The 23,713-nt window shown below is 69.6% G+C and carries 19 protein-coding genes; 9 read left to right on the forward strand and 10 right to left on the reverse strand.

All coding sequences use genetic code 11. The annotated features are described in order from the left end of the window. The first annotated feature begins 72 nt into the window (after positions 1 to 72). A complete protein-coding gene (locus ABFX50_RS01625; protein ID WP_346142606.1) occupies positions 73 to 4,593 on the forward strand; it encodes an FtsK/SpoIIIE domain-containing protein in 4,521 nt (1,506 codons plus the stop codon). Here ABFX50_RS01625 and ABFX50_RS01630 read toward each other — a convergent pair. Beyond that, entirely contained in the window at positions 4,590 to 5,945 is a 1,356-nt protein-coding gene (locus tag ABFX50_RS01630) for a hypothetical protein (RefSeq protein ID WP_346142608.1), read from the reverse strand. The genes ABFX50_RS01625 and ABFX50_RS01630 overlap by 4 nt on opposite strands. Further along, positions 5,945 to 6,325 (reverse strand): hypothetical protein, encoded by a 381-nt coding sequence (locus ABFX50_RS01635; RefSeq protein WP_346142610.1) that lies wholly within the window; start codon positions 6,323 to 6,325, stop codon positions 5,945 to 5,947. Before ABFX50_RS01635 ends, ABFX50_RS01630 begins: the two co-directional genes overlap by 1 nt. A gap of 88 nt (positions 6,326 to 6,413) precedes the next feature. Here ABFX50_RS01635 and eccB point away from each other — a divergent pair, with 88 nt between their 5' ends. After that, positions 6,414 to 7,835, forward strand: a complete 1,422-nt coding sequence (gene eccB / locus ABFX50_RS01640; protein WP_346142612.1) for a type VII secretion protein EccB — start codon at positions 6,414 to 6,416, stop codon at positions 7,833 to 7,835. Positions 7,836 to 8,100: 265 nt separating this feature from the next. Here eccB and ABFX50_RS01645 read toward each other — a convergent pair whose 3' ends face one another. From ABFX50_RS01645 to ABFX50_RS01670, 6 genes are all read right to left on the reverse strand, one after another. Further along, positions 8,101 to 8,853, reverse strand: a complete 753-nt coding sequence (locus ABFX50_RS01645; RefSeq protein ID WP_346142613.1) for a hypothetical protein — start codon at positions 8,851 to 8,853, stop codon at positions 8,101 to 8,103. 2 nt (positions 8,854 to 8,855) lie between these two features. Then, positions 8,856 to 9,926: a hypothetical protein gene (locus tag ABFX50_RS01650; RefSeq protein ID WP_346142615.1), complete on the reverse strand. Its 1,071-nt coding sequence runs from the start codon at positions 9,924 to 9,926 to the stop codon at positions 8,856 to 8,858. Positions 9,927 to 9,973: 47 nt separating this feature from the next. After that, complete coding sequence (locus ABFX50_RS01655) at positions 9,974 to 11,482, reverse strand: hypothetical protein (RefSeq protein WP_346142617.1); 1,509 nt, start codon at positions 11,480 to 11,482, stop codon at positions 9,974 to 9,976. 24 nt (positions 11,483 to 11,506) lie between these two features. Then, positions 11,507 to 11,938, reverse strand: coding sequence for a hypothetical protein (locus tag ABFX50_RS01660; RefSeq protein ID WP_183650352.1), 432 nt, complete (start codon positions 11,936 to 11,938; stop codon positions 11,507 to 11,509). 78 nt (positions 11,939 to 12,016) lie between these two features. Then, positions 12,017 to 12,376 carry a WXG100 family type VII secretion target gene (locus ABFX50_RS01665; RefSeq protein WP_183650355.1) on the reverse strand — a complete coding sequence of 120 codons (360 nt, stop codon included), beginning with the start codon at positions 12,374 to 12,376 and terminating at the stop codon, positions 12,017 to 12,019. An 11-nt stretch (positions 12,377 to 12,387) separates the two neighbouring features. Beyond that, positions 12,388 to 12,699: a WXG100 family type VII secretion target gene (locus tag ABFX50_RS01670; RefSeq protein ID WP_183650359.1), complete on the reverse strand. Its 312-nt coding sequence runs from the start codon at positions 12,697 to 12,699 to the stop codon at positions 12,388 to 12,390. Positions 12,700 to 13,027: 328 nt separating this feature from the next. On the opposite strand from ABFX50_RS01670, the gene ABFX50_RS01675 reads away from it, so the two are divergent. Both ABFX50_RS01675 and ABFX50_RS01680 read left to right on the forward strand, forming a co-directional pair. Further along, positions 13,028 to 14,389 (forward strand): hypothetical protein, encoded by a 1,362-nt coding sequence (locus ABFX50_RS01675; RefSeq protein WP_346142619.1) that lies wholly within the window; start codon positions 13,028 to 13,030, stop codon positions 14,387 to 14,389. Between the two features lie 4 nt (positions 14,390 to 14,393). Then, entirely contained in the window at positions 14,394 to 15,095 is a 702-nt protein-coding gene (locus tag ABFX50_RS01680) for a hypothetical protein (RefSeq protein ID WP_346142621.1), read from the forward strand. On the opposite strand, the gene ABFX50_RS01685 is transcribed toward ABFX50_RS01680, so the two are convergent. Continuing rightward, entirely contained in the window at positions 15,092 to 15,535 is a 444-nt protein-coding gene (locus ABFX50_RS01685; RefSeq protein WP_183650368.1) for a YbaB/EbfC family nucleoid-associated protein, read from the reverse strand. The two genes, ABFX50_RS01680 and ABFX50_RS01685, sit on opposite strands and share 4 nt — an antisense overlap. A 588-nt stretch (positions 15,536 to 16,123) precedes the next feature. Between ABFX50_RS01685 and ABFX50_RS01690 the strand changes: the two genes are divergently transcribed. The 4 genes from ABFX50_RS01690 to ABFX50_RS01705 are packed head-to-tail and all read left to right on the forward strand — an operon-like array spanning position 16,124 to position 17,978. Continuing rightward, the gene (locus ABFX50_RS01690; protein ID WP_183650371.1) at positions 16,124 to 16,399 is read left to right on the forward strand and encodes a hypothetical protein; all 276 of its coding nucleotides are present in this window, start codon (positions 16,124 to 16,126) and stop codon (positions 16,397 to 16,399) included. A gap of 8 nt (positions 16,400 to 16,407) precedes the next feature. Further along, positions 16,408 to 17,268: a hypothetical protein gene (locus tag ABFX50_RS01695; RefSeq protein WP_346142623.1), complete on the forward strand. Its 861-nt coding sequence runs from the start codon at positions 16,408 to 16,410 to the stop codon at positions 17,266 to 17,268. Then, positions 17,265 to 17,651, forward strand: a complete 387-nt coding sequence (locus ABFX50_RS01700; protein WP_346142624.1) for a YbaB/EbfC family nucleoid-associated protein — start codon at positions 17,265 to 17,267, stop codon at positions 17,649 to 17,651. The genes ABFX50_RS01695 and ABFX50_RS01700 overlap by 4 nt, the downstream gene beginning before the upstream one ends. 12 nt (positions 17,652 to 17,663) lie before the next feature. Continuing rightward, positions 17,664 to 17,978, forward strand: coding sequence for a YbaB/EbfC family nucleoid-associated protein (locus tag ABFX50_RS01705; protein WP_346143032.1), 315 nt, complete (start codon positions 17,664 to 17,666; stop codon positions 17,976 to 17,978). A 131-nt stretch (positions 17,979 to 18,109) separates the two neighbouring features. On the opposite strand, the gene eccD is transcribed toward ABFX50_RS01705, so the two are convergent. Next, a complete protein-coding gene (eccD, locus tag ABFX50_RS01710; RefSeq protein ID WP_346142626.1) occupies positions 18,110 to 19,582 on the reverse strand; it encodes a type VII secretion integral membrane protein EccD in 1,473 nt (490 codons plus the stop codon). Between the two features lie 20 nt (positions 19,583 to 19,602). On the opposite strand from eccD, the gene eccCa reads away from it, so the two are divergent. Further along, positions 19,603 to 23,574, forward strand: a complete 3,972-nt coding sequence (eccCa, locus tag ABFX50_RS01715) for a type VII secretion protein EccCa (protein ID WP_346142628.1) — start codon at positions 19,603 to 19,605, stop codon at positions 23,572 to 23,574. Positions 23,575 to 23,713: the final 139 nt, after the last annotated feature.

Raw genomic sequence — 23,713 nt, forward strand, 5'->3', positions numbered from 1 at the left:
TCGTCATCCGGGCGGCGGGCGCCGCGGTCACGCGTTAGCGTGGCGGCCGGTCCGACCCCGGAGGAGCGGCACATGCGGATCATGCTCACCGTCCTCGACGAGCGCGGCGATCGTGACGTCGTGATCGAGGGCGACCCGGGCACCACGGTCGCCAGGGTGGCCGAGGCGCTGGCAGGCCCGCCGGAGGAGCCGCTGGCCAAGGTGGTCCGCCTGTCCAGGAACCGCGCCCCCTACGGCCTCGGCGCCGAGCCCCGCATCCCGCGCCAGCGCGGCGAGACCCGCCTCTCGCCCGACAGGCGAGCGGGCAGGCACACCGGCCACCGCAGAACGAGCGACCCGCCCGCGGCGGCCTCCGACGACGGATGGGCGCACGGAGTCGGCGGTCTGGGCTTCGACGGGCCGACGGTGTGGCGCGACGGCCGTCCCGTCGACCCGAGGGCCCCGGTCAGAGCCGTCCTGCGCAACGGCGACAGGATCACCCTCCGCCCCCACCTCGCGAGCCTGACCCTGGTCGCCGAGCCCGGCGGCGTGGCCGAGGTGCGCGTCGTGGGAGGCCCGCAGGCGGGCTCGGTCCATCGCCTCGGTCTGGGCGTCCACGTGATCGGCGCCGACCCGAGCTGCGCGATCGCCGTACGCGATCCCTCGCTGGCCGCCGAGGCCGCGATCCTCCGCGTGACCCCGGAGTCGATCACGGTCGAACCGCCGAAGAGGAAGCCGCAGGAGCCTCCGCGCAGGAAGGCGAAAGGCCGATACGCCGAGGAACTCGACGAGCTGGCCCTGAGGGACACGCCCCCCATGGGGGAGCCCCCCGAGATCACCCTGGACGGCGAGCCCGTCACCGCGCCCGCCGACTGGCCCGAGCACGCCCTGCTGACGGCAGGCTCCTCGATCTTCACGCTGACCGCCATTGAACCCGCCGACGCGCATCTCGCCCCCCACCCCGACGGCGGGCTGGCCTACAACCGGCCGCCGAGGCTGCGCCGTCCCGATACCGCGCGCAGGTTCGAGGTGCCGCAGGAGCCGAGGCGGGCGGAGACGATGCGGCTGCAGCTGCTGGCCGCCCTGCTGCCCGCGGTGCTCGGCGTGACGATGATGCTGGTCACCGGCCAGTGGTACTACCTGCTCATCGCGCTCATGACACCGCTCATCATGCTCGGCCAGTGGTGGAGCGACCGGCGGCACGGCCGCAAGCAGCACAAGCGCTCCGTCAGGCAGTACAGGGAGGATCTGGCCGCCTTCCGCGAGGAGGTCGAGCAGGCCAGGAGGGACGACGAGCGGGCCCGCAGGGCCGCCGCGCCCGACCCGGCCGAGGTGCTGCTGACCGCCACGGGCCCACGCCGGAGGCTGTGGGAGCGCAGGATCCACGACGCCGACGCGCTCAGACTCAGGGTCGGCCTCGCCGACCTGCCCGCCGACCTGGAGTTCGACCAGCCGTACGAGAGCCCTGTCTGCAGGAAGGTGCCCGTGGCGCTGCCGATGCGACGCCTCGGCGTCGCGGGCGTGACGGGCGGGCGCGAGACGACGGCGGGACTGGTGAGCTGGATGGTCGCGCAGGCGGCCGCGCTGCACAGCCCGCGCGACCTGGCGATCGTGGTGATCTCCGCCGGCTCCGACGCGGAGGAGCGGTGGGGCTGGGCGCGCTGGCTGCCGCACTGCGCCCCGCACGGCGGCGAGGACTGCGTGGTGCTGGTGGGCGCCGACCCCGAGGCGGCCGCCAGGCGGGTGGCGGAGCTGACGGCGCTGATCGACGAGCGGCTCAACACCTCGATCCCCGACTTCGGCAAGGTCCCGACCGGCTGGGACGACCTGGGCGGTCCCGAGACCGACAAGCGGCCCTCCTACGACGAGCGCCCCTACGACGTGCTGGTCGTGCTCGACGGCGCACAGGTGCTGCGCGGGCTGCAGGGGATGCCGCAGGTGCTCAGGCAGGGCCCGCGAGCTGGCGTCTACACGCTCGCGGTGGACGAGGAGCAGCGGCTGCTGCCCGAGGAGTGCGAGACCGTGGCCGCCTGCGGCCTCGACGGCCAGGTACGGCTGCGCGGCGGCGGCCTCGACACGCTGGGCGCCGCCCTGACCGACCAGGTGCCGAACGAGTGGTGCGAGCGGCTGGCCAGAGCGCTCTCCCCCCTTCGCGACGTCTCGCGCGACGACCCGAACGGCAGCCTGCCTGAGGCGGTGCGCCTGCTCGACCTGCTGCACCCGCCCGTCCGGTGGGAGGCGCCGACCACCGAGGCGCTGCTCGGCGTCGGCCCCGAGGGCCCGTTCACCGTGGACCTGGCCAAGGACGGCCCGCACGCCCTGATCGCCGGCACGACGGGCGCGGGCAAGTCGGAGCTGCTCCAGACGCTGATCTGCGCGCTGGCCGCCCGCAACAGGCCCGACCAGCTGACCTTCGTGCTGATCGACTACAAGGGCGGCGCCGCCTTCAAGGACTGCGCCCGCCTGCCGCACACCGTGGGCATGGTCAGCGACCTCGACGGCCACCTCACCCAGCGGGCGCTGACCTCGCTGGCCGCCGAGATCAGGCGCAGGGAGCGACTCCTGCTCGACGCGGACGCCAAGGACATCGACGACTACCAGGGCACGCTGCCACGCCTCGTGCTCGTCATCGACGAGTTCGCCGCGCTGGTCGCCGAGCTGCCCGACTTCGTGGCGGGCCTGGTCGACATCGCGCGCAGGGGCCGCTCCCTCGGCATCCACCTGATCCTGGCCACGCAGCGTCCCGCGGGCGTGGTGACGGCCGACATCCAGGCGAACACCTCGCTGCGGATCGCGCTCAGGGTGACGGAGGCCGCCGAGTCCGCCGACGTCATCGGCATCCCCGACGCCGCGCACATCTCCAAGGCGACGCCAGGCCGCTGCTACGTCAAGCACGTGGCGGTGCAGGCCGCGAGGGTGGGCGGGCGCGCGCCCGGCGACGCGCAGGCGCGGCCGCGCGCGGTGGAGCTCGAGTGGGGGGCGCTGGGCAGGCCGCTGCCGCCCGCGCCTGAACCTCTCGAAGGGCTGGCGATCACCGACCTGGCGATCCTGGCCGACACGATCGCAGCGGCGGCGGAGCGGGCCGATGTTCCCGAGCAGCCGAGCCCGTGGCTGCCGCCGCTGCCCGCGCAGGTCGTCATCGGCGAACCCGAGGGCCTGGAGTTCGGGGTGACCGACCTGCCGTGGGCGCAGCGGCGCCGCCCGCTCGCGCTCGACCTGGAGCGCGGCGGGCACCTGCTGATCGCGGGGGCGGCGCGCAGCGGCAGGTCCACCGCGCTGCGCACGATCGCGGGCGCCATCGCCGCCACCGCGTCGCCCGCCGACGTGCACCTGCACGTCGTCGACTGCGGGTCGGGCGCGATGCTCCCCCTGGTCGCGCTGCCGCACTGCGGCGCGGTCGTCACCCGCGACCAGCTCGACAGGGTCGAACGGCTGCTCGCCAGGCTGCGCGAGGAGGTGGGCCGCAGGCAGCAGCTGCTGGCCGAGGCAGGACACGCCTCACTGGCGGAGTACCGCGCGGCGGGGCACAGGCTGCCGTGGCTGGTGCTGATGGTCGACAGGTGGGAGGGATACGTCGCGGCCTTCGAGGGCTACGACTACGGCAGGCTCACCGAGGCGCTGCTCCAGCTGCTGCGTGAGGGGCCCGCCGTCGGGCTGCGCGCGGTGGTGACGGGCGACCGCTCCGCGCTGCTCGGCCAGGTGTCCACCGTCTTCGACGAGCGGCTGATCCTGCGGCTGGCCGATCCCGCCGACTACGGCCTCGCGGGGCTGCCCGTCAAGGACCTGCCCGCCGCCATGCCGCCGGGCAGGGCGCTGTCCACGAGCGAGCACGGCGTGGTGGAGAGCCAGATCGCCCTGCTCGACCCCGATCCCTCGGGCCCCGCGCAGGTGGCGGCCCTGCAGACGCTCGCCCGCTCCCGTGAGCCGGAGGGCGAGCCCCCGCTGCGGGTCGACGCCCTGCCGATGCGCATCACGACGGCCCAGGCGCTCGAGCTCGGGCCCTCCGGCGAAGGCCCGCTGTGGGCGCTGCTCGGCGTCGGCGGCGACGCGCTGGCTCCGGTGGGCGTGGACCTGCTCGCCCACGGCCCCGGCGCGGTCATCGCGGGGCCCCCACGCTCTGGCCGTTCGTCGGCGCTGCTCACCGCCGCGCGCTCGCTGATCTCCTCGGGCACCCCCGTCGTCGCCGTGGTCCCCCGTCGCAGCCCGCTGCGCGAGCTGGAGGGGGCGCTGGCCGTCCTGGACGGCAACGGCGTGGGCCTGCGCGAGCTGCTGGACGGGCGCGAGCGCTACGTCGTCGTCGTGGACGACGCCGAGCTGATCAACCCCGACGGCCCGCTCGGCACGCTGCTGGAGGAGACCCTCAGAACCGGCAGGGACGGCGAGCACGGCCTGATCATCGCGGGCACGACGGGCGACCTGTCCACCGCCTACAGGGGCTTCGTGGCCGAGACGCGCAAGTCGCGCACGGGACTGCTGCTGTCGGTGCAGAGCCCCGCCGACGGCGACCTGTTCACCGTGCGGCTGCCGAGAGGCGCGGTGGGCGGGCCGCCCGGCAGGGGGCTGCTGGTGACCACCGGCACCGTGACCCCGATCCAGACGGCGCTGCCCGGCTAGATGCCGACCGTGGGACCATCGATCGCGTTGTGGTCGTTGGTGCCCCACACGTCGTCTTCCTCCATCAGCCAGGTTCCGTCTTCTTTCCTCCGCTCCTCCTGACCACCAGGGGCACCCGCGCCCATCGGGGGCATCATCGGCATACCGCCCATGCCCTGCGTGCTCGCGCCCCGCGCGCCCGCCTGGGTGGCCGACCCGTAGCCGCCGGATCCCATGCCCGTGGCGACTCCGGTCCCGTAGCCGGAGTTCGGTCCGGTACTCGTGCCGTTCCCTGTTCCCATGCCGTTCCCTGTTCCCATGCCGTTCCCTGTGCCCATGCCGGTCGGCAGCCCGGTCCTGGGGTCGATGGACTGGTTGTTCGGGAGGGTGTCGACATTCGGCGGCTGGAAGTCGGCCAGGTTGGTGGTGCGCGCGTCAGGTGTGTTCATACCGGAGGTGGGACCGGTGGGGATGTTCGGAATGGTGGTCCCGTTACCGCCTGGAGGAATGTTGGGGTACTGGGAGCCGTCGCCGCCCGGACCCGGGGGTATGCCAGGAATCTTGATTTTGTCGTCGCCGGACCCGGTCCCGCCCGACCCGACCCCGCCCGAACCCGTGCCGCCCGAACCCGTGCCGCCCGAACCCGTTCCGCCGGGGAAGGTGGAGTCCGGCCATGTCCCCGAGGAGCCGCCGTTCCCCGTCCCGAGGCCACCGGCGTTCGGGTCGTAGGAAGGGGTGTCGAAGGTGGGCGTCTTGACCCCGCCCGTGGGGATCGTGGGCGTTTTGATCGGAGGGGGAGGCACACTCGACGGCCCGATGTCCGGAAGATCCTCGCGCACCTCGTCGGGCAGGATGCTGTGAATCCGCTGGAGCTGGTTGTTGATCTCCTGCAGGTTGCGTTTGGCCCGATCCCTGTCCGACTCCCAGAAGTCCCCGCCATCGAAGGTGATGTCGCCGATGCTGTCGTCCCAGGAGGAGCCGTCGTCCCAGCCCCCGAAGCCCTTTCCGTTGTCAGGCATGTTGCCCATGACCGTCTCGCCGATCTGCTCGAGAGCCGTCCCGACGGCGTAGGTCTTGCCCGAGAGATCCCGCACGGTGACGTACAGCGCCCGCAGGGCCTGCTGCGCCTCCACGGACGGCTTGTCGCCCCAGACCTTGGCCATCGCGACAGCCGCGTCCAAGATCACTGTCATGGTGTCCGAAAGGATCTTACTGGCGCTCTTGTAGGCGTTGGCCGCCTTCTCGACACCCCGACGGGCGTCCGGCTGGCTCAGCCCGCTCATCACCGCCGAGGCGTGCTGGACCGTCGGCGTGTCCTTCAGGGTGAACTCACCGTTGACCTTGACCGGGTACTGCTTCGACTTGATGTCCATCAGACGCTCTTCGTGCCCGTGTTGGCCTGTTCGGTCCCGTTGTAGACGCCCGCGCCCGCGCGTACGAGGGAGAGCGCGGTGTCGTACTTCGAGTTGATCTCGCCGTAGACGTACATGATGAAGCGATGAGCCTCGGTGATGGTGTCGAAGACGGCATCACCGGCCTCCCAGCCCTGGTTCGGCGCCGGGTGGGTCACGATACCGCGGGTGCCGAGGTCCTGCATGGAGCCGACCTCCATGCCTCTCAGGCGTTCAAGACCGTCGCCCAGTGCCTTGGCGATGCCCTTGAGCTTGCCTGCGTCGTAATCGATCTCGCCAGGCTTCGGGTCGAGACCGGGCCACCTGTGTTCGACGGCCACCGGATCTCTTGGCTCTGCCATATGCCCACCTCCGTCATCGTGATCTCGACTGTAGTGGAACCTATCCAAGTCGTGTGGAAGTTGGACATAGGCTCCTATGCTGGCCTCCATGCAGACCCGCAAGGATCTCTACCAAGCCCACCGGTTGATGCTGCAACGCATGGGCATGGCCCTGCTCCAGGCCGAGCCGGACGTCGCCGAGTCCCCGATGCGCAGGCAGAACGTCGCGATGTTCTGCGGGCTGCTCATCGCGGTGCTGGTCGTCGCGGGGTTCGGGATCTGGGGTCTGATCAAGCCTGGCAACGCGACCAACCTCACCGATCCAGGACAGCTGCTGGTGGAGGAGAACACCGGCGCCGCGTTCGTCTACAGCCAGGAGCAGCGCAAGCTGCTGCCGGTGGCCAACTACGTCTCCGGACGGTTGCTGCTCGACAGCACCGACGTCCGGGTCCGCAACGTGACCTCCGCGTCGCTGGCGAGCTTCGACCGTGGCCCGACTGTGGGCATCCCCGGCCTGCCTAACTCCCTGCCGCCCAAGGAGAAGCTGGTCAAGGGCCCGTGGTCGGCCTGCGTCATGGACAACACGAACCCGGCCAGCGTCCGCAAGCAGTTCGTGTCGCTGGTGGGCGGCATCGACGTGGGCGGCAGGCCGCTCGGCGGTGACGCGATCGTGGTCGTGGACGCCCGCCGCAACGCCTACGTGATCCTGAACGACACGAAGATGCGAGTGCAGCCGGAGGGTGTGTTGGCGCTGGGGGCCGGCTCCCCCAGGCAGGTGCCCGCCGCCTGGCTGAACGCCATCCCCGAGGGTCCGGACTTCCGTGCGCCGCGCGTCCCCGGCCTGGGCAAGCGGACGAGGGGGCCCGACGGCAGGAGCGCGCGGCTCGGTCAGATCTTCACCACTCCGGGCATCGCGGGCGGTCCTACGAGGTGGTATGTCCTGGTCGCCGACGGTCTGGCGCCCATCACCTCGACCCAGGCGAACCTCGCGCTCTCCGACCCCAAGATCAAGGCGGTGTACGGCAACCGCCCCGCCGAGCCGATCGAGATCGACGCGGCCACCGCCAACAGCAAGCAGACGACGACGCAGAAGCACCTGATGGGCGGCGGCCTGCCCGCCTCGATGCCCAAGGTCATCACGGTGCCGGGAACGTCGCCACTGTGCTCGGTCTACTCGGAGACCGCGAAGGGCTCGGTCAAGGCGAAGCTGACGATCGGCAGCACGATCACCATCCAGCCCCCCGCGGTGACGGGCAGCGAGCAGTTCTTCGACCAGGTGATCCTCCCCGCCGGCGGGGCCGCGCTGGCGGGACTGCTGCCAGGGGAGAACCAGCTGAAGGCCATCAACACCTACGAGCTCATCACCGACCAGGGGCGCAGGTTCCCGCTGCACTCGGCCGACCAGGTCGGCAAGCTGGGCTACGACGCCGCCGATGTGACGCCGGTGCCCACCCACCTGCTCCACTCCATCCAGCCGGGCCCCACCCTCGACCCCGTCAAGGCGCTGAATCCTCTTGTGATCGGCCCGTAGCCGCAAGGAGGGCGCTCGCGCCCCCTGTTCGCGGCCGGCAGGCTCCTGGGCGGACACGCCCTCGGCGGCGTGGCGGCGTCCGGGTGCCCGAGCGAGTGCTGTGGGAACGGCTCTCCGTCGAACCATGATCGCTGAACGAGGGGCTCTCTGGGAGACCGCAGGCAAGGCGAGGGCCGGACGGGTCCAGGCGCCGAAGGTATACGACGTCGGCCGTGACCCGGTGGCCCGGTGGCCCGGTGGCCCGGCCCAGGCAGCGGCCGGGTCGCTACACCGGGAACGAGTCGGGAAGGCCCGTCCCCCCGGGCATGTTCTTGTTGCCGAGTATTTTCGGCGTGAGGCCACCCGAGTTCTTGTCGTACTGGAGCGCGAGACCGTCGAACGAGGGCATCGCCTTCATGTCCTGGAACTTCGCCGCCTGCTTCTGGCTGAGCGTCGAGGCGACCGAATAGATCCCCATGAGTGCGAAGCCTACGATCGTCAGCTTCTTGAGCGCTCCGGTGGAGATACGGCCGATCTGCGGGCCCACGGTGCTCGCGGCCGTCTCTCCCGCCACCACTCCTACCGGGCCTGCCGCCCACGTGGCGCGCATGAACACCGCCAGCGCGAGCATCGCGAGAGCGGAGGTCACGGCGAGGTAGGACCCCGCTTCGACCATCCCCTTGGGCGCGGCGGCGGCATCGCCCAAGCTGTCGCGGTAGAGGCCCTTCTTCTCCCACTCCTCGAGGAACTGGTCCAGGTTCTGCTTGAAGGAGTCCCAGGCGTCGCCCTCCCACTCGGCGCGTTCCTTCAGCTTCTTCTCGAGGTCGGCCAACGACTGGCGCAGGGCGGCGATCTCGGTCGTCTCCCCTCCCTTGTCGGCCGACTGATAGGAGTGCTTGCCTTTGTCCATCGGCTCGATGGGGCCGGCGCAGGCCCCGAACGCCAGCGGAACCGTCGCCGCCCACGCACGCCTGATCCAGATGGCGGCGCCGATCTGGACGCTGATCGCCATCAGGTACCGCTGCAGTGTGTGATCCATGCTCACACCTCGTGGGTCAGAGTCGGCGGGGCGATACCGTCCTGGTCCATCCAGACACCCTCTTCCTCGCGGAGTGCGTAGGTGTCGTTGTCCCTCTCCTTGTCGTCCGTCTGACCACCTGCGCCCATGGGCGGCATCATGGGCATCATCGGCATGCCGCCTGCGCCGCTGACACCGCGGGCGCTCAGGCCCGCGGCTCCGGCGCCCCCGATGCCAGAGCCCGTGCCCGTGCCCGTACCCGTCCTGCCGTACGACGTGCCCGGGTCGCCCGTATAGGTGGTGGGCACCTCGGGGGTGCGCAGGTTCGGCGTCTGCAGGTTCGGCTGCTCGTAGTTCGACAGCCCCGTCGACCTGGGGTCGGGCGTGTTCAGATCGGGGGTCTTGAGTTCCGGACTGTTGAGGTTGGGATCGTTGAGGCCGGGGGTCCTGAGATCCGGGCTGTTGAGGTCCGGGCTGTTGAGGTCCGGGCTGTTGAGGTCCGGGTTCCGCAGGTCAGGAGTCCTGAGATCGGGGGTCCGGAGGTTCGGGTCGGGCTGCCCGGGGTTCTTGAGGTTCGAGTCGTCGAGGCCAGGTACCTTCGGCGTCTGGAGGTCCGGCCTGTCGAAGCCAGGGGAGTTGATCGCCGGCGTCTTCAGATTGGGGTCAGGCGTGGAAGGACCGCCGAGGTTGCCCAGACCATCCGGGTTGCCCATGTTGCCGAGATTGCCCAGGCCGCCGAGATTGCCCACGTTGCCAAGGCCGCCGAGCTGTGAGGGGTCGATCCCGCCGGTCTGCTGGTAGCGGCTGTCGTCATCGGACTTGCGATAGTTGGCGTCGGCCAGCGTCAGCGCGGTCCGCCACGACTTGAGCACCTCCCCGGCCATTCTCGCGGTCTCGACGTCCTGGTCGCGAGCCTGGTCGTGGGCGCTCCCCACCTGCCTGATGGCCAGGGGGTAGTAGATGCTGATGCCGCCCGTCCGCGTGGCGAGCGTGTCAGCCGTACTCGCGTCGTCTTCGAGGCTGCCCGTCGTCGGCTTGAGCTGATCCTTGACGAAACGGATGCCGGAGGAGGGCCTGAAGTTCGCAGTCGACATGTTCGGAATCCCCGACAGGGGATTGTTCGCCGCGTTGGAGGAATCTGTCACGCCTCAGCCGTCCTGCCGATGAGATCCGTGGTCACCTCGTGTGCCGTGTTCCACGGGTCCCGGTCCTCCCGCAGGTCCGTCGAGTACGTGTTCTCCTCGCTCTCACCGCCGCCGATGGTGCCCCCCATGCCGCCCATCGGCATGAACGGCATGCCCGCGCCGAGCCCGCCACGCGTGGCCGCCGAGGTCATCGCGTTCGGGCCGCCGAGGGTGCCGCCGCCGATCACCGAGGGAACGCCAGGCGAGCTGCTCGTCGGCCCGACGAAGGTGTTGGGCATTCCGGGGGTGGTGGTGATGGTGGGCGTCATGGTGGTCGGGACCTGCCCGTACGGCGTCGAGGTCGGCATCGTCGTGGACGGGGGTGTGGTCGGCACGTACGAGGCCGTCTCGGTCTGACGGGAACTGTCGTTCTGGCCGATCACCGCCGGCGCGGTGCCGTCGTCTCCTCTGCCGTCGCCCGTACCACCGCCGGAGCCCGCCCCCGTCTCACCGTTGCCGCCGGGGGCGTTGGGGTCGGTGCCGGGGGCGTTCGGGTCGGTGCCGGGGGCGTTCGGGTCGGTGCCGGGCGGAGTGTCCCCACCAGGTGCGCCACCCGGTTTGTCAGGGTTTGTCGGGGTGGATCCGTCACTGCCACCGCCGCCGGAGCCGGTTCCGGGACCCTGGCCTGGACCTCCGGGACCCTGGCCGGGCCCGCCCGTGCCCGGCCTGTCGGCGCCGCCCGTACCGGGCCAGGTGTTGCCGGTGTCGAAGGTCGGCGATCCGCCGGGGTTACCGCCTCTGAAGGAGGACTGGTACCGGTCAGGGGACGAGTAGTTGGTCTGCTGGTATCCACCGTCCGCACTGGGCGGGGAGGGGATCTCCAGATCGTAGGAGACGTCGGTCGGCAGCAGGCTGTAGAGCCCGGCGATCTCCATGTTGAGATCTTCCAGGATCCGCCGCGCCTGCTCGTTCTGCTTCTCCTTGGCCGCGGCGTTCGGGTCCACGCCGGGCGCTGGGGGCGTGGTCGGCCCAGGGGCCGGAGTGGTGCTGGGCGCCGTGGTCGGAGCGCTGCTGCTGGGAGGAGCGGTCGGGGTGGTGGTGACCGTGGGTTTGGGCCCCGCGCTCGGCTGCGGCGTGGCCGGGGCCGTGGCGGCGTCCACCTTCCTGATGGCCTCAGGGAGGTGAACTGCGCCGTAGGCGTTGAGCTGGTCCGACACCCGCTTCATCTTGGTGGCCAGCTCGTCGCCCGTGGTGTCGAGCTTGTGCAACCCGGCCTGGAAGAGCGCGGCGGTGGGCCCACCCCACATCTCGCTCAGCGCCTTGGCCGCCGAGAGCAGCGACTCCCTGGCCAGACCGACCATCGATGCGGCGCTGGCGTAGGCGTCGGCCGCGCGCACGATGGCAGGGGCGTTGGTGTCGTTCAGCCACCCTTTGATCTGCTCGGCGGACGCGCCCCCCGCACTGACGTCGAGGGCTTCGCACCTGTCGGCGGCTTTGATCTGATAGGTGTTCGACTCGCTGGCCACACTGACCTTCCTCTTGCGCAGGCGTCAGCCGCCGTTGAAGCGGTTGCTCTTCTCGTACTCCACGGCATGGTCCTCGAGGGCCTGCACGACCTTCTCGAACGTCGAGACAAACTTCGCGTAGACCATCTCGAAGCCGACGCCGTTGCCGCCGGGGATGCTCGCTCCGCTCGTGCTCGTGCCGTCGGGACCGCCCGAGCCGACCGCGTTCGCGAACGTGGCCGCGGCGGGCCACGTTCCGATCTCGTCGCGGCTGATCCTGGCATGTCCCTGAACGCTCTCCATCGCCCCGGTCATGAACCGCTCACCCGGGATCGCCGGGCCGCCCATGCCCCTGCCGTTCATCACGGAAAGGACGCCGCGCATTTCCTTGGCGATCGCGCGCATCCGTTCGACGCTGAACTCGACGGTGTTCTCGTCGCCGTTCAGCCCCGGCCACCCGCCGTCAGGTCCTGCCATGATGCCCTTCCATACTCACGACGACGACAAATCCGGCCACCACCGGAAGCGGTGACCGGTAAGCCGACCAGAGCAGCCTCAGTACTGCGTCCACATGGCGGTGTTGTGCCGTTCGGCGATCTGGTAGTTCTCGTTGGCCTGGTTGACGTGCTTCTGGGCTGCCCCCAGCTCGGTGCGCATCTGCTCGGCCTGCCGGGTCCACTCGATCTTCTTCTGCTCGAAGAAGGCCTTAGCGCCACCGGCCCAGGCGTTCTGGTCGCCCGCCTGGTCCTGGCCGTCCCCGGTTCCCAGCACCAGCGCGAGGTCCCGCATGAGGTCGGTGGTGATCTGCTCGAACTTGTTCACCATCGCGACGAGGTCGCCACTGACGACGTCCATCGTCCCGAAATTGACCTTGACGCGGTCGCTCGCACCGACATCGTTGTGCGGACTGGGCATGGCGATCTCTCCTAGCGATTGATGAGGTTCTGGACGAAGGACGCGCCCTTGTTCTCGTCGTCGACGCGCGCGTAGGTCTGCGCGTTCGCGCCGAGCTTCTCGGCGACGCTCTTGAGGTCGTTTCGGACGACCTTCATGTTGTCGTCCCAGCCGATCATGGCCTCGCCGAAGGACTTGGCCGCAGCACCCGCCCAACCTGTCGCAAGGTTCTCACCGGTCAGAATGACGGCCTGGCGGAGACCTTCGATCTCCTCCTCCGCCTTCACCACGAGCAGCATGGCCCGTTCGATCTGGGATGCGCTCGCCTGATAGAACTCCGCCACCAGTACCTCCTGTGCCGTGTGGCTCCGAGCAGAAGCGGCGCCACCCCCGTTACGGCCTCTGCCGTCGATAGACGGGGAGCGATCACCGCATCAAACATCAAAGGGCACATAGGACCCCTGTCGCAACATAATCACCATGCACGCAGATCACAGATCGATCACATTGAGATGGCCCCCCGGCAAACCCGCAGGTAGTCGAATTGCATGCCATTGACCTCCGCTGTCGAGCCCGAGTCAACGCAGACAACGATCGGCCTCTCCTGCTGCCTGGAGTGTCCCGTCTTGAGCTACTGTTTCGGATCACTGAGTGCCGGGGGACGGAGGCCGGGTGAGCGAGCAACGCAGCATGGACAGCCTTCTCAACTGGGGGCTGCCCGCAGAACCTGATCGCTTACGGGACATCGACGACGCTCCACACGGTGGGGGCGACGGTGCCGTGCCGTTCGCCACCGCATCCGCCGATCCGGGAGGCTCGCCGACCGGCGACGCGGGTGACGCGCCCGTCACGGGGCCCACCGCACTCGCTGACGCGGAACCGACCTCCGTCGATCCCGCCCAGTCGGACGAGCCCGCGGACACCGAGCCGGGCTTCGTCGAACCGGAGGCGGCCGAGGGCGACCCCGAGTGGGATCCGTCCGACCGCGACGCGGACGCGGAGGAGGGGTTGGTCGCCGAGTCCGTCGAGGGCAGCGGCGACGCCGACATGGCCGACCTCGAGGGCGGCCTCAAGGACATCGATGACCCCGCCACCGGCGCCGACGACCAGGACGGCGACGGAGGCGGCGGCTCGGGCGAGCAGGACCAGGACGGTTCAGGGGGCGACGGCTCGGACCAGGCCCCGGGCGAGGTGCCCGGGCAGGAGGGCAGCGGCGACCCGACCGCTCCGGGCGGCGAGCAGGGCACCGGAGACGACAAGCCCGGGGAAGGCGACAAGCCTGGCGAAGGCGACAAGCCCGGCGAAGGCGATAAGCCTGGGGACGACAAGCCCGGCGAGGGTGACAAGCCTGGCGAAGGCGACAAGCCCGGGGACGACAAGCCTGGCGAAGGCGACAAGCCTGGCGAAGGCGACAAGCCCGGGGACGACAAGCCTGGCGAAGGCGACAAGCCTGGCGAGGGTGACGGGACCGGTGACGTCCCCGCTCCCGGCGGCGATTCCGGCATCCCCGATATCCCCGCCCCTGGCGGCGGGCCCAGCGGCGGTGGCGGGGGACCCTCCGGAGGTGGCGGGGGACCCTCCGGAGGTGGCGGTGGGCCCTCCGGTGGCGGCGGTGGGCCCTCCGGTGGCGGCGGAGGACCTTCCGGAGGGGGCGGAGGACCTTCCGGGACGGGCAGCAACGGCGACCAGGGCAAGGGCGACCAGGGCAAGGGCGACGGCGCCAACAACGGCGGCTACACCGAGGACAAATACGCCAGCGCCAAGGCCATCAAGAATGTGGCCCACATCGTGATCAACGAGGTCGCCCCCGAGCTGAGGAACGCGTTCAGCAAGGTCACGGGCAACAGGTCCGACCTGCTGATCTTCGGCGTGGCGGGCATCCCGCTGTCGGTGGGGCACGACCGGGCCCGCTCCGCGGCCTCCGACTACCTGACCGGAGGTGTCTCTCTGGTCAACCGTTGGGACACGGCGTTGCAGAAGTCGTCGCTCACCTGGAAAGACGCCGACGACAGCAGCAAGTACGAGAAGGGCTGAGCTCATGGACATGTGGATGGCCATGTACGTCGAGGGGATCGCCAGCAGCACGTTCGCCGCCTACCTCGCGCCGAGCAACGCGGCATTCGCCATCCCCTTGGCCATGGGCGCGCAGACCTGCAGCCCTGACGCGCAGGACACCCTCGCCAACGCGTGGGAGGAGTCGGTAAGCCATATGCGGACGGCGCTCACCGGGCTGGAAAAGGTCGACAAGAACGCCCAGATGCCCAAGGAGTGGAGCGCCGACGACCAGAAGGAGTTCCTCAAGAACGCCAAGGATCTGATCGCCGATGTGAACACCGACATTCGGATCAAGGAGTGCGCGCGTGACGTGTGCAGGGCATGCTCCACGGTGTCCAAGGGCGGAGCTGTCCTGTCGGCCACCGCGGGAACCACGATGCTGATCGCCGCCTACGCGGCCGCCGTGGCGGCGGCGGCACCGATGATCGGCACGCTGGCGAGCCGTATCGGGATGTTGGCGGTCTCCAACGGGGTTCTACGCGTGGTCAGCGGTGCCCTGAGCAAGAAAATGGTGATGATCGGCACTGCGGGCGCTGTCCTCTCGCTGGGCGAGGGATGGCTCCTCACGCAGCAGGCCCAGCTGAACAGCAAGGTCACCAACCCCGAGGGCGGCAAGCCGGACTTCAAGCAGGCGGAGAGCGGCTGGGAGAAGAAGCTGAACGAGAAGCAGACGGCGAAGGCCTAGAGGTCGAGGCGGCGGCGGATCTTGTCGAGCTCGCCCATCACGTCCTCGAACGTCCTGTTGTAGGCGGCCTCGGCGTTCTTCACCTGCTCCAGGGCCGCGTCGGGGTTGCTGATGAACTTCATGGGGTTCTCGTCCTCACCGAACATCTCGCCCATGGTCTCGTTGACCTGCCGCTGCAGGTCGGCCGTGGCCTCCTGGACGACAGCCTTGACCTTGTCCGCCAGCTCCCCCGAGCCCAGCCGCATCGCCTTCGGGTGCAGCTCGAGCATGGTCAGGCCGGCGCTGGTGTACTCGGCGGTGACAAGGCCGTCCTCGTCCTTCGCCTTGCCCACGAGCTCGGCCATGGTCTTCTGGACCTCCTCGACGCGGGAGAACTGCTCTTCCGCGGTCTTGAGGAGCTTGTCAATGTCGAGGTTCGCGAAGTCCCCGAAGTCCTGCACCGGCTACTCCATCCTGGAGGGGCAAACGACCAGCAACGTAGCGGTTGTCGGTTAACTCCGCAATCACGGGCGTTCGGCAAGGTCCCCCTCCGGCGCGATCCGCTTGACGTTCCGGCTGCCGGGGGCGCCCGCCCCCGGCCGCGGAGGGCCTCAAGGACGGTGGCGCCCCTGGCCGGCCCCGCGTGTGCGGGTATGAGTCCGATCGGCTGTTCCGAATCCAATGAATTGGTAATGCTTAACAATTGCCACAGGTACTCACGCGGTAAAAGGTCGATTCCGGCGCGCGCCACTCGGGGCGAAGTTAAGGCTCCGTGAATTCCTTCTTGACGTTGAGCGTCTAAAGGCAGGTCCGGGCGAAACAAAAAATACAATCGCCGCATGCCTGACGTCTTGCCGCCATCTACGAGTGCACCCCCATCTTCTGCGGTCAGTCCTTGCCCGCATACCCCCGCTTGCCCGCCTCCGACGTGTCTCCCGCCGGCCTTGCGCCCCCAGCTGCTCGCCACCTCCGGGAACGTCCCCTCGCGTCCGGTCGACCCCAGCGGGCCCAGTTCCCCCGCCGGCGGGTATGACACACATGCCGGCTTCGTGAGGAAGTTCGCCGGCACCATGGACAGCTCGGCGACCGGTGTCCACACACTCAAGGAGCACACCCCCGTCTTCGAGGGCTGGAACCTGGTCCCGCTCGCGGGCATCCCCATCGTCGGCCTGCCGTTCGTCGGCCGTTTCAACAACATCTCCCACACCTGGCGCGACAGCGCAGGCATCCTCGGAGGAGTCCTGGGCACCGACAGCGGCCAACTGTTCCACGCGGCCGACGTCTACATGGCGGCCGAACGGGCCGCAGCTGTCCCGAAGAAGTAACGGCAGCGATGTCAACCCCACCGAACGAGCCGCCGAAGATCTTCCTTCCCCGCGAGACTCCCCCGCCGGCATCCTCTCAGCAGCTTCACATCGCCAACCGCAGCGGCAACGTGGTGCGCGCCGTCACGGTCCAGCCCACCCCGACCCCGCGCACCGACCCGGGCTTCTACAAGCGCCTGATCAGCGGCCTCAACCCTCTGCGGCAGACCACCAGAGCCGCGATGGCCATGTCCGGGCTCGGGATAGCCGCGATCGCGCTGGACGTGGCGGCCACGCTCAACCTGGGCAACCCGTTCCTGTTCTACGACCGCCGCGAACGGTGGAAGGACATGGCCGGCCTGCTGGAAGGCAACAGGTCCGACCTGTGGCGTTCCTACTTCGACGACATCTCACCGCATTGGAAAGGGCATGCGGTCGAGATGCTCCAGCAGTACATCCGGTTCAACGTCAACGGCCTCTACAGCCAACTCGGCAAGATCTCCGGAGAAATGAGCGGCACCATGCAGTCGCAGTTCAAGGAGGTTTCCGAATACGACCTGTCGGTGTTCGGCCTGTACGCCACCTCGGCACCCATCCTTCGGACGCTGGCCACCATGAGCCTCCATCCCGTCGGCAGAGTGGCGCTGATGACTCAGGTCGGCGTCTTCATGAGCGCGACCGGCAACCTCGTCAAGCAGTTCGCGGACGTCTACTACACCTACGAAGGCGAACTCAACAAGCTGGAACTGAAACTCAACGACCTCAGAGGCGCCTTCTACCGATCCGGCAACCCCGCGATGGGCCCCCGCGATCTCAATATCTCACCCACCATCGGCGACGCCGCCCAGGTGAAGAAGAACTGGATCCCCGCGGGCAAGGAGAGCCCGTGAAAGACGCCGAGGCCTTCGCCCAGGGCAAGATCGGCGATCTCGACGGTCTGATGCGCGAGCTGGACGGCTGGGTCGGCTCCCTGACCGCGGCAATGGGCGACCTGGACGAGCAGAGGCTCGAAGGCACCGACCCCACACAGACGGTGCGCGCCGAAGTAGCGGGCACGGGCCGCCTTCTCACTCTGTCCATCGACAGCCAGAAGCTACGCGATCTCGACCACGTCGAGCTCGCCGAAGCCGTCCAGGAGGCGATCGTCGCCGCCCGGCTCGCCATCGGCGAGCGGCTGACCGATCTCATGCGAGACCTGGCCGGCCCGCAGGTCTCCACGGATGACAGCGACCCCTTGGCCCCCTACATCCAGAACGTGCTGAGGGAGGGATGACCGGTGCAGGAGATGGAAGCCGTCCAGGCGAAGCTCGACGACCTGATGGCACTGGCGGATCGGGCCGATGACATGGTTGACCAGTGGAGTATCCGCGAGTTCACCGCCAGCGCCGACGAGGGCCGCATCGTGGCGACCACCGACGCGCTCGGCAGCCTGCTCAAGCTCGACATCAACCCACTGAGCAGAAGACGGCTGGACGCCGTGGAACTCGCCGACGCGATCCTGACCGCGGTCGTCGCGGCAGAGGAGGCCGCGGCCACGTCCAAGGACGAACTGATGAACGGACTGAGGGCGGCCCAGCGGGCGATCGAGCGTCGCCACTGACGCCGTGGACGACGACCGGGGCCTGCGTCAGAGCCGCCAGGGCAGGCGCAGGACACCCGGAGATCGTGGGCCCGTCGGTCGACCGCGGCCACAGCGATCGATCGACGGGGCTGGGACGACTCTTGATCACATCAGCCTGACAGGCCGCGCACCCACGCGTAGACGTCGAGGACACCGAGTGCGAGCGGGAACAGCGCCGCGATCAACATGAGGTCCACGATGTCACCGGCGCGGCCCCAGAACGGCGACGGCTTGCCCGTGGGCAGCCACATCCCGAGTCCCGCGGCGATCAACGACACCCACAGCAGGCCCACGCCGACGGCGACGGCGGCGATGTCGCCCCTGCCGACGCTCAGCGACAGCCCCAGGGCGGCCAGCCCGCCCAGGCCGGCCACGAGCAACCAGATCCGCTGACCGAGCCCGTGGAAGACCCTGGCCCGCATGATCAGCGTCACCGCGAGGACCACGACCATGATCCTGGCGGCCCAGCCGCCGTCCAGGACGAGAAGGAAGAGCGCGCAGGCCGCCACCAGGCTCAAGCCGGCGATCAGACTCGTCACGTAGGACTGCGCCTTGGCGGTGCGCTCCTTGACCTGCGTGGCGTCGAGGTTCTGGTTGTCGCTGCGCAACTCCTCCGCGCTCGTCGGCATGGTGGGCAGCGGAAGCCTGGCCATCCTGAACGCCAGGGTGGGGAACAGAGGGGTGAAGGCCAGCAGCACGGTGGCCGCTACCGCCGCCACGCCCGCGGCGGGGATGCCCCAGATCATGACGACCGCCGCTCCGATCGCGCCGGTGACCGAGGCGATGGCCGTACCGAGGAATCCAGGCAGGCCGTCGGAGGTCAGCGTGCCGCCGAACGCGGCCACCAGCGCCGTGCAGGCGAAGGCTGCGAGCAGGTTCGGCGCGGCGACGCCCGCGCCTCCCGGCGCGAGCAGGCCCGCGAGGAACCCGTACGGCAGCGCGGCCCACCCGATCGGCGCGCCCACCGCCGAATCGCCGATCGCCCTCGACATGACCGCGCCCGTCACCACCAGCAGCAGCGCGAACACGCCCGCCACGATCGCCCTGATCGTCCACGGCGGCCCCGCGAGGAACAGCGCGAGCGCGCCCCCGACAAGCAGCGCGCACGCGGACGCGGTGCCCGCCAGGCGCGTATGGTCGGGTGTCCACTTGCCCGAGCCGTCCCTGACGCCACCCGCCACCACGTCGGCCACGTCGTCGTAGAGCGCGGTGGGCAGCACCGCTTCCCGCGGTCTCAGATAGAGCACCTCGCCGTCGAGTACGCCCAGCGCGCCGAGGCTCTGACCGATGTCGAGCGGGGGGCCGCCAAGGCGCTGCAGCATCCAGCCCGAGGACGCCGCGGCGTCGCCGCCCACTTCGTCCATCGCACGAAGCAGACCGGGCAGAACGTGCGGCAGCGGGATGTCCGCGGGCAACGCGAGATCGGCTCGTCTGCGCGGTCCCACGATTGTGACGTGGCACAGGGCCGGAATCGGAGCGGGCATCTGCGCGAGAGCGCCCTGCTGCATCGGGCCTTGAGGGGATGGTCCATGAGCAAGCGACTTCACAGAATGAACATATCGGGCAAGCGGAACGACCCGCATTGATGGTAAGAAATTGCCGTGTGAGCATCGTCATTGTGCGACGGCCCGAACGCCGTGCCAGTCCCAAGCCACCGCGTGGCGAGGTTCTGCTGGAATCTCCACCCGAGATCCCCGAGGTCCAGGGCCAGGGCTTCATGATGATCCTGACCTATCTGCCGATGATCGCAGGTGGCGCGGCGATGGGGCTGATGTTCACGGCGGGAGGCCACTCCAGCCCGCTCATGTACGTCGCCAGCGGCCTGTTCGCCTTCTCCATGGTGGGCATGACCCTCGGCCAGCTCGGCAGGCAGTCGGGCGAGCGCAAGCAACGGCTCAACGGCCTGCGCCGCGACTACTTCCGTTACCTGTCGCAGGTGCGCAGGAAGGCCCGCAGGGCGGCCAAGCAGCAGCGGGAGGCCCTGGAGTGGAGCGGCCCCGCACCCGACTCGCTCTGGTGGATCGCGATGGGCCCGCGCCTGTGGGAGCGTAGGCAGCGCGACCCCGACTTCGGCACCGTACGTCTCGGCACCGGCGTCCAGAAGCTGGCCATCCAGCTCGTCCCACCGGATTCCAAGCCCGTCGAGGACCTCGACGCGCTGACCGCCGGCGCGCTGCGCAGGTTCGTCAGGGCGCACGCGACGGTGTCCGAGCTGCCCGTCTCCGTGGCGCTCGGCTCCTTCGCCCGCATCAAGCTGTCGGGTGACCGCCAGGCGGTCCGTGACCTGGTCAGAGCGATGATCGCGCAGATGGTCGTCTTCCACTCGCCCGACGACCTGCGCATCATGATCTGTGCCGGCAAGGAGTCGATGCCGCACTGGGACTGGGTCAAGTGGCTGCCCCATGCTCTGCATCCCGAGCAGTCGGACCTGGCGGGCCAGGTGCGGCTGATGGCGGACGACCTCGCCGAGCTCGACCGGCTGGTCGGCGGCGACCTGAAGGAGCGGGCCAGGTTCAAGCCTGGCGCGCCCGCGGACGCGCTGCCGTACCACGTGGTGGTCGTGGACGGCGGGTACGTCCCGCACGACTCCCAGCTCGGCATGGACGCCATCCAGGGCGTGACCGTGATCGACCTGTCCGACGCCGCGGGAGTGGTGGAGGAGAAGGCGATGCTACGGCTGGACATCCAGCGCGACGCCTTCCACATGATCAAGCTCGACCACACCGGCAAGGCGACCAACACCCGGCTCGGCGAACCCGACGCGCTCGACTACCTGAGGAGCGAGGGCCTGGCCAGGCAACTGGCACCTCTCAGGCTGTCGTCCGCCGCCTCGGGCGGCGAGGCGCAGGACGTCCTCTCGATCAACACCACGCTCACCGACCTGCTCGGCGTGGGCGACCCGACCAGGCTCGACACCGAGCAGACGTGGCGGCCCCGCGCGGGCCGTAACAGGCTGCGGGTGCCGATCGGGCTGGGCGCCGACGGCCGCATGGTCGAGCTCGACATCAAGGAGTCCGCGCAGGGCGGCATGGGTCCGCACGGCCTGGTCATCGGCGCCACGGGGTCAGGCAAGAGCGAGCTGCTGCGCACGCTGGTGCTCGGCCTCGCTGTCACGCACTCCTCGGAGATCCTCAACTTCGTCCTGGTCGACTTCAAGGGTGGCGCGACCTTCCTCGGCCTCGAGTCGCTCTCGCACGTCTCCGCGGTCATCACCAACCTCGAAGACGAGCTGCCGCTGGTCGACCGCATGCACGACGCCCTGCACGGCGAGATGGTCCGCCGCCAGGAGCTGTTGCGCTCGGCGGGGAACTACGCCTCGCTACGCGACTACGAGCGGGCCAGGGAGCAGGGCGCGGACCTGGCGCCGCTGCCCACGCTCTTCGTCGTGCTCGACGAGTTCAGCGAGCTGCTGTCGGCCAAGCCCGAGTTCATCGACCTGTTCGTGATGATCGGAAGGCTTGGCCGTTCGCTCGGAGTCCACCTGTTGCTCGCCTCACAGCGTTTGGAAGAGGGGCGGCTGCGCGGCCTGGACACCCATCTGTCCTACCGGATCGGCCTGCGCACCTTCTCCGCCATGGAGAGCAGGGTCGTGCTGGGGGTCGCCGACGCCTACGAGCTGCCGTCCGCGCCCGGCAACGGTTACCTCAAGTTCGACACCACCGGCATGACGCGGTTCAAGGCCGCCTACGTCTCGGGCCCCTACACCGCTGACCCCTACCAGGCAGCCACCTCCTCGGGCAGTGGCCCCGTCCGCGAGGTCGTGGAGTACAGTCCCGCCTTCGTCCCCATCCCCGTGGTGGAGAAGCCGTCGAAGGAGCTGGAGCCGTCGGAGGACAAGACGTCGCAGACCAGCCTGCTCGACATCATGGTGGACCGGCTGCGCGATCGCGGCCCCGCCGCCCACCGCATCTGGCTGCCGCCGCTCGGCCAGCCGCCGACGTTGGCGCAGCTGCTGCCGCCGCTGTCGGTCACGCCCGAGCTCGGCCTGACGACCACCGGCTGGGCGGGGCGCGGCAGGCTCCACTCCGTCATCGGCATCATCGACAAGCCCTTCGAGCAGCGGCGCGACCCGTTCTGGCTGGACCTGTCCGGCTCGTCGGGACACGTCGGCGTGGCGGGCGGCACGCAGAGCGGTAAGAGCACGGTGCTCCGCACGATGATCGCCAGCATGGCACTCACCCACACCCCGCGCGAGGTGCAGTTCTACTGCCTCGACTTCGGTGGTGGGGCACTCGCGAGCCTCGACGGGCTCCCGCACGTGGGCGGCGTCGCCAGCCGCCTGGACGCCGACAGGGTCCGCCGTACGGTCGCCGAGATCGCCTCCCTGCTCCAACAGCGGGAGCGGATGTTCGGCGACAACGGCATCGACTCGATCGCCTCCTACCGCAGGATGATGGCCGAGGGCGAGATCGAGGGCGACGGCTGGGGCGACGTGTTCCTCATCGTGGACGGCTGGCTGACCGTCAGGCAGGAGTTCGAGTCGCTGGAGCCGACGATCACCGACCTGGCCGCGCGGGGCCTCGGTTATGGCATCCACATCGTGGCCGCCACCAACAAGTGGTCGGAGTTCAGGCCCGGCATCCGCGACCTGTTCGGCACCAGGATCGAGCTCAAGCTGGGCGACGCCTACGAGTCGGAGATCAACCGCAAGTCGGCGCTCGCCGTACCGGAGGGGGCTCCAGGACGCGGCCTCACCAAGGAAGGCATGCACTTCCTGTCCGCGCTGCCCAGACTCGACGGCGTGCAGAACGCCGAGGACGTCTCGGTGGGCCTGCGCGCGCTCGTGCAGGCGGTCAGGGAGGCGTGGCAGGGCCCTCCTGCGCCCGAGGTGCGGCTGCTCCCCTCGGTGCTGCCCGCCGAGCTGCTGCCCGGCCCCGACGAGACGGGACGGAAGGTCATCCCGGTCGGCATCGACGAGGCCACGCTCGCGCCCGTGCTGCTCGACCTGGAGTCCGACCCGCACTTCATCGTCGTCGGCGACACGGAGAGCGGCAAGTCGAATCTCCTGCGCCTCATCGCCGAGAGCGTGGTGGCCAGGCAGACTCCGCGCGAGGCGATGATGATCGTGATCGACTACCGCAGGTCCCTGCTCGACTCGGCGGCCACCGAGCACAGAATCGGCTACGCGGCGTCGAGCACCGCCGCCGCGGAGCTGATCAATGACGCCCGCCAGGCGCTGCTGAAGCGCCTGCCACCCGCCAACCTGACGTCCGAGCAACTGCGATCGCGCAGCTGGTGGCAGGGGTCCGACCTCTACATCGTGGTCGACGACTACGATCTGGTCGCCACCTCGAACAACCCCCTCGCGCCACTGGCCGACCTACTCCCGCAGGCCCGCGACATCGGCCTGCACCTGATCATGTCCCGACAGATGGGCGGCGTCGGCAGAGCGATGTTCGACCCGATCATCACCAAGATCAAGGACATGGCCAGCCCGGCGTTGGTCATGTCGGGCAACAGAGACGAGGGCTATGTCTTCGGAAACATCCGCCCGCAGCCGCTGCCGGTCGGCCGAGGCTTCTACGTCGACAGGAAGGCGGGCGCGCGACTGACGCAGACCGCCTACCTGCCATGATCGCGAGCCGGCGGGGCCGTGAACGTGTGCGCACGTCACCGTCCTGCCTGGCCCGCTCCTCGACCAGCTGCTCGGGTAGGGCGGGAGACGGCTCGTCGACCCGTCATCGCAAGCGCGACAAACTACCTGGCCGCTATGC

The organism is Nonomuraea recticatena (genome assembly GCF_039533245.1).
In the GTDB taxonomy this organism is placed as follows: domain Bacteria; phylum Actinomycetota; class Actinomycetes; order Streptosporangiales; family Streptosporangiaceae; genus Nonomuraea; species Nonomuraea roseola.

What these genes read in the sequence shown, in the direction of transcription:
- ABFX50_RS01625 (WP_346142606.1), top strand. Translation starts at nt 73, where the DNA reads ATGCGGATCATGCTCACCGTCCTCGACGAGCGCGGCGATCGTGACGTC.
- ABFX50_RS01630 (WP_346142608.1), bottom strand. Translation starts at nt 5,945, where the DNA reads ATGGACATCAAGTCGAAGCAGTACCCGGTCAAGGTCAACGGTGAGTTC.
- ABFX50_RS01635 (WP_346142610.1), bottom strand. Translation starts at nt 6,325, where the DNA reads ATGGCAGAGCCAAGAGATCCGGTGGCCGTCGAACACAGGTGGCCCGGT.
- eccB (WP_346142612.1), top strand. Translation starts at nt 6,414, where the DNA reads ATGCAGACCCGCAAGGATCTCTACCAAGCCCACCGGTTGATGCTGCAA.
- ABFX50_RS01645 (WP_346142613.1), bottom strand. Translation starts at nt 8,853, where the DNA reads ATGGATCACACACTGCAGCGGTACCTGATGGCGATCAGCGTCCAGATC.
- ABFX50_RS01650 (WP_346142615.1), bottom strand. Translation starts at nt 9,926, where the DNA reads ATGTCGACTGCGAACTTCAGGCCCTCCTCCGGCATCCGTTTCGTCAAG.
- ABFX50_RS01660 (WP_183650352.1), bottom strand. Translation starts at nt 11,938, where the DNA reads ATGGCAGGACCTGACGGCGGGTGGCCGGGGCTGAACGGCGACGAGAAC.
- ABFX50_RS01665 (WP_183650355.1), bottom strand. Translation starts at nt 12,376, where the DNA reads ATGCCCAGTCCGCACAACGATGTCGGTGCGAGCGACCGCGTCAAGGTC.
- ABFX50_RS01680 (WP_346142621.1), top strand. Translation starts at nt 14,394, where the DNA reads ATGGACATGTGGATGGCCATGTACGTCGAGGGGATCGCCAGCAGCACG.
- ABFX50_RS01695 (WP_346142623.1), top strand. Translation starts at nt 16,408, where the DNA reads ATGTCAACCCCACCGAACGAGCCGCCGAAGATCTTCCTTCCCCGCGAG.
- ABFX50_RS01705 (WP_346143032.1), top strand. Translation starts at nt 17,664, where the DNA reads ATGGAAGCCGTCCAGGCGAAGCTCGACGACCTGATGGCACTGGCGGAT.
- eccD (WP_346142626.1), bottom strand. Translation starts at nt 19,582, where the DNA reads ATGCGGGTCGTTCCGCTTGCCCGATATGTTCATTCTGTGAAGTCGCTT.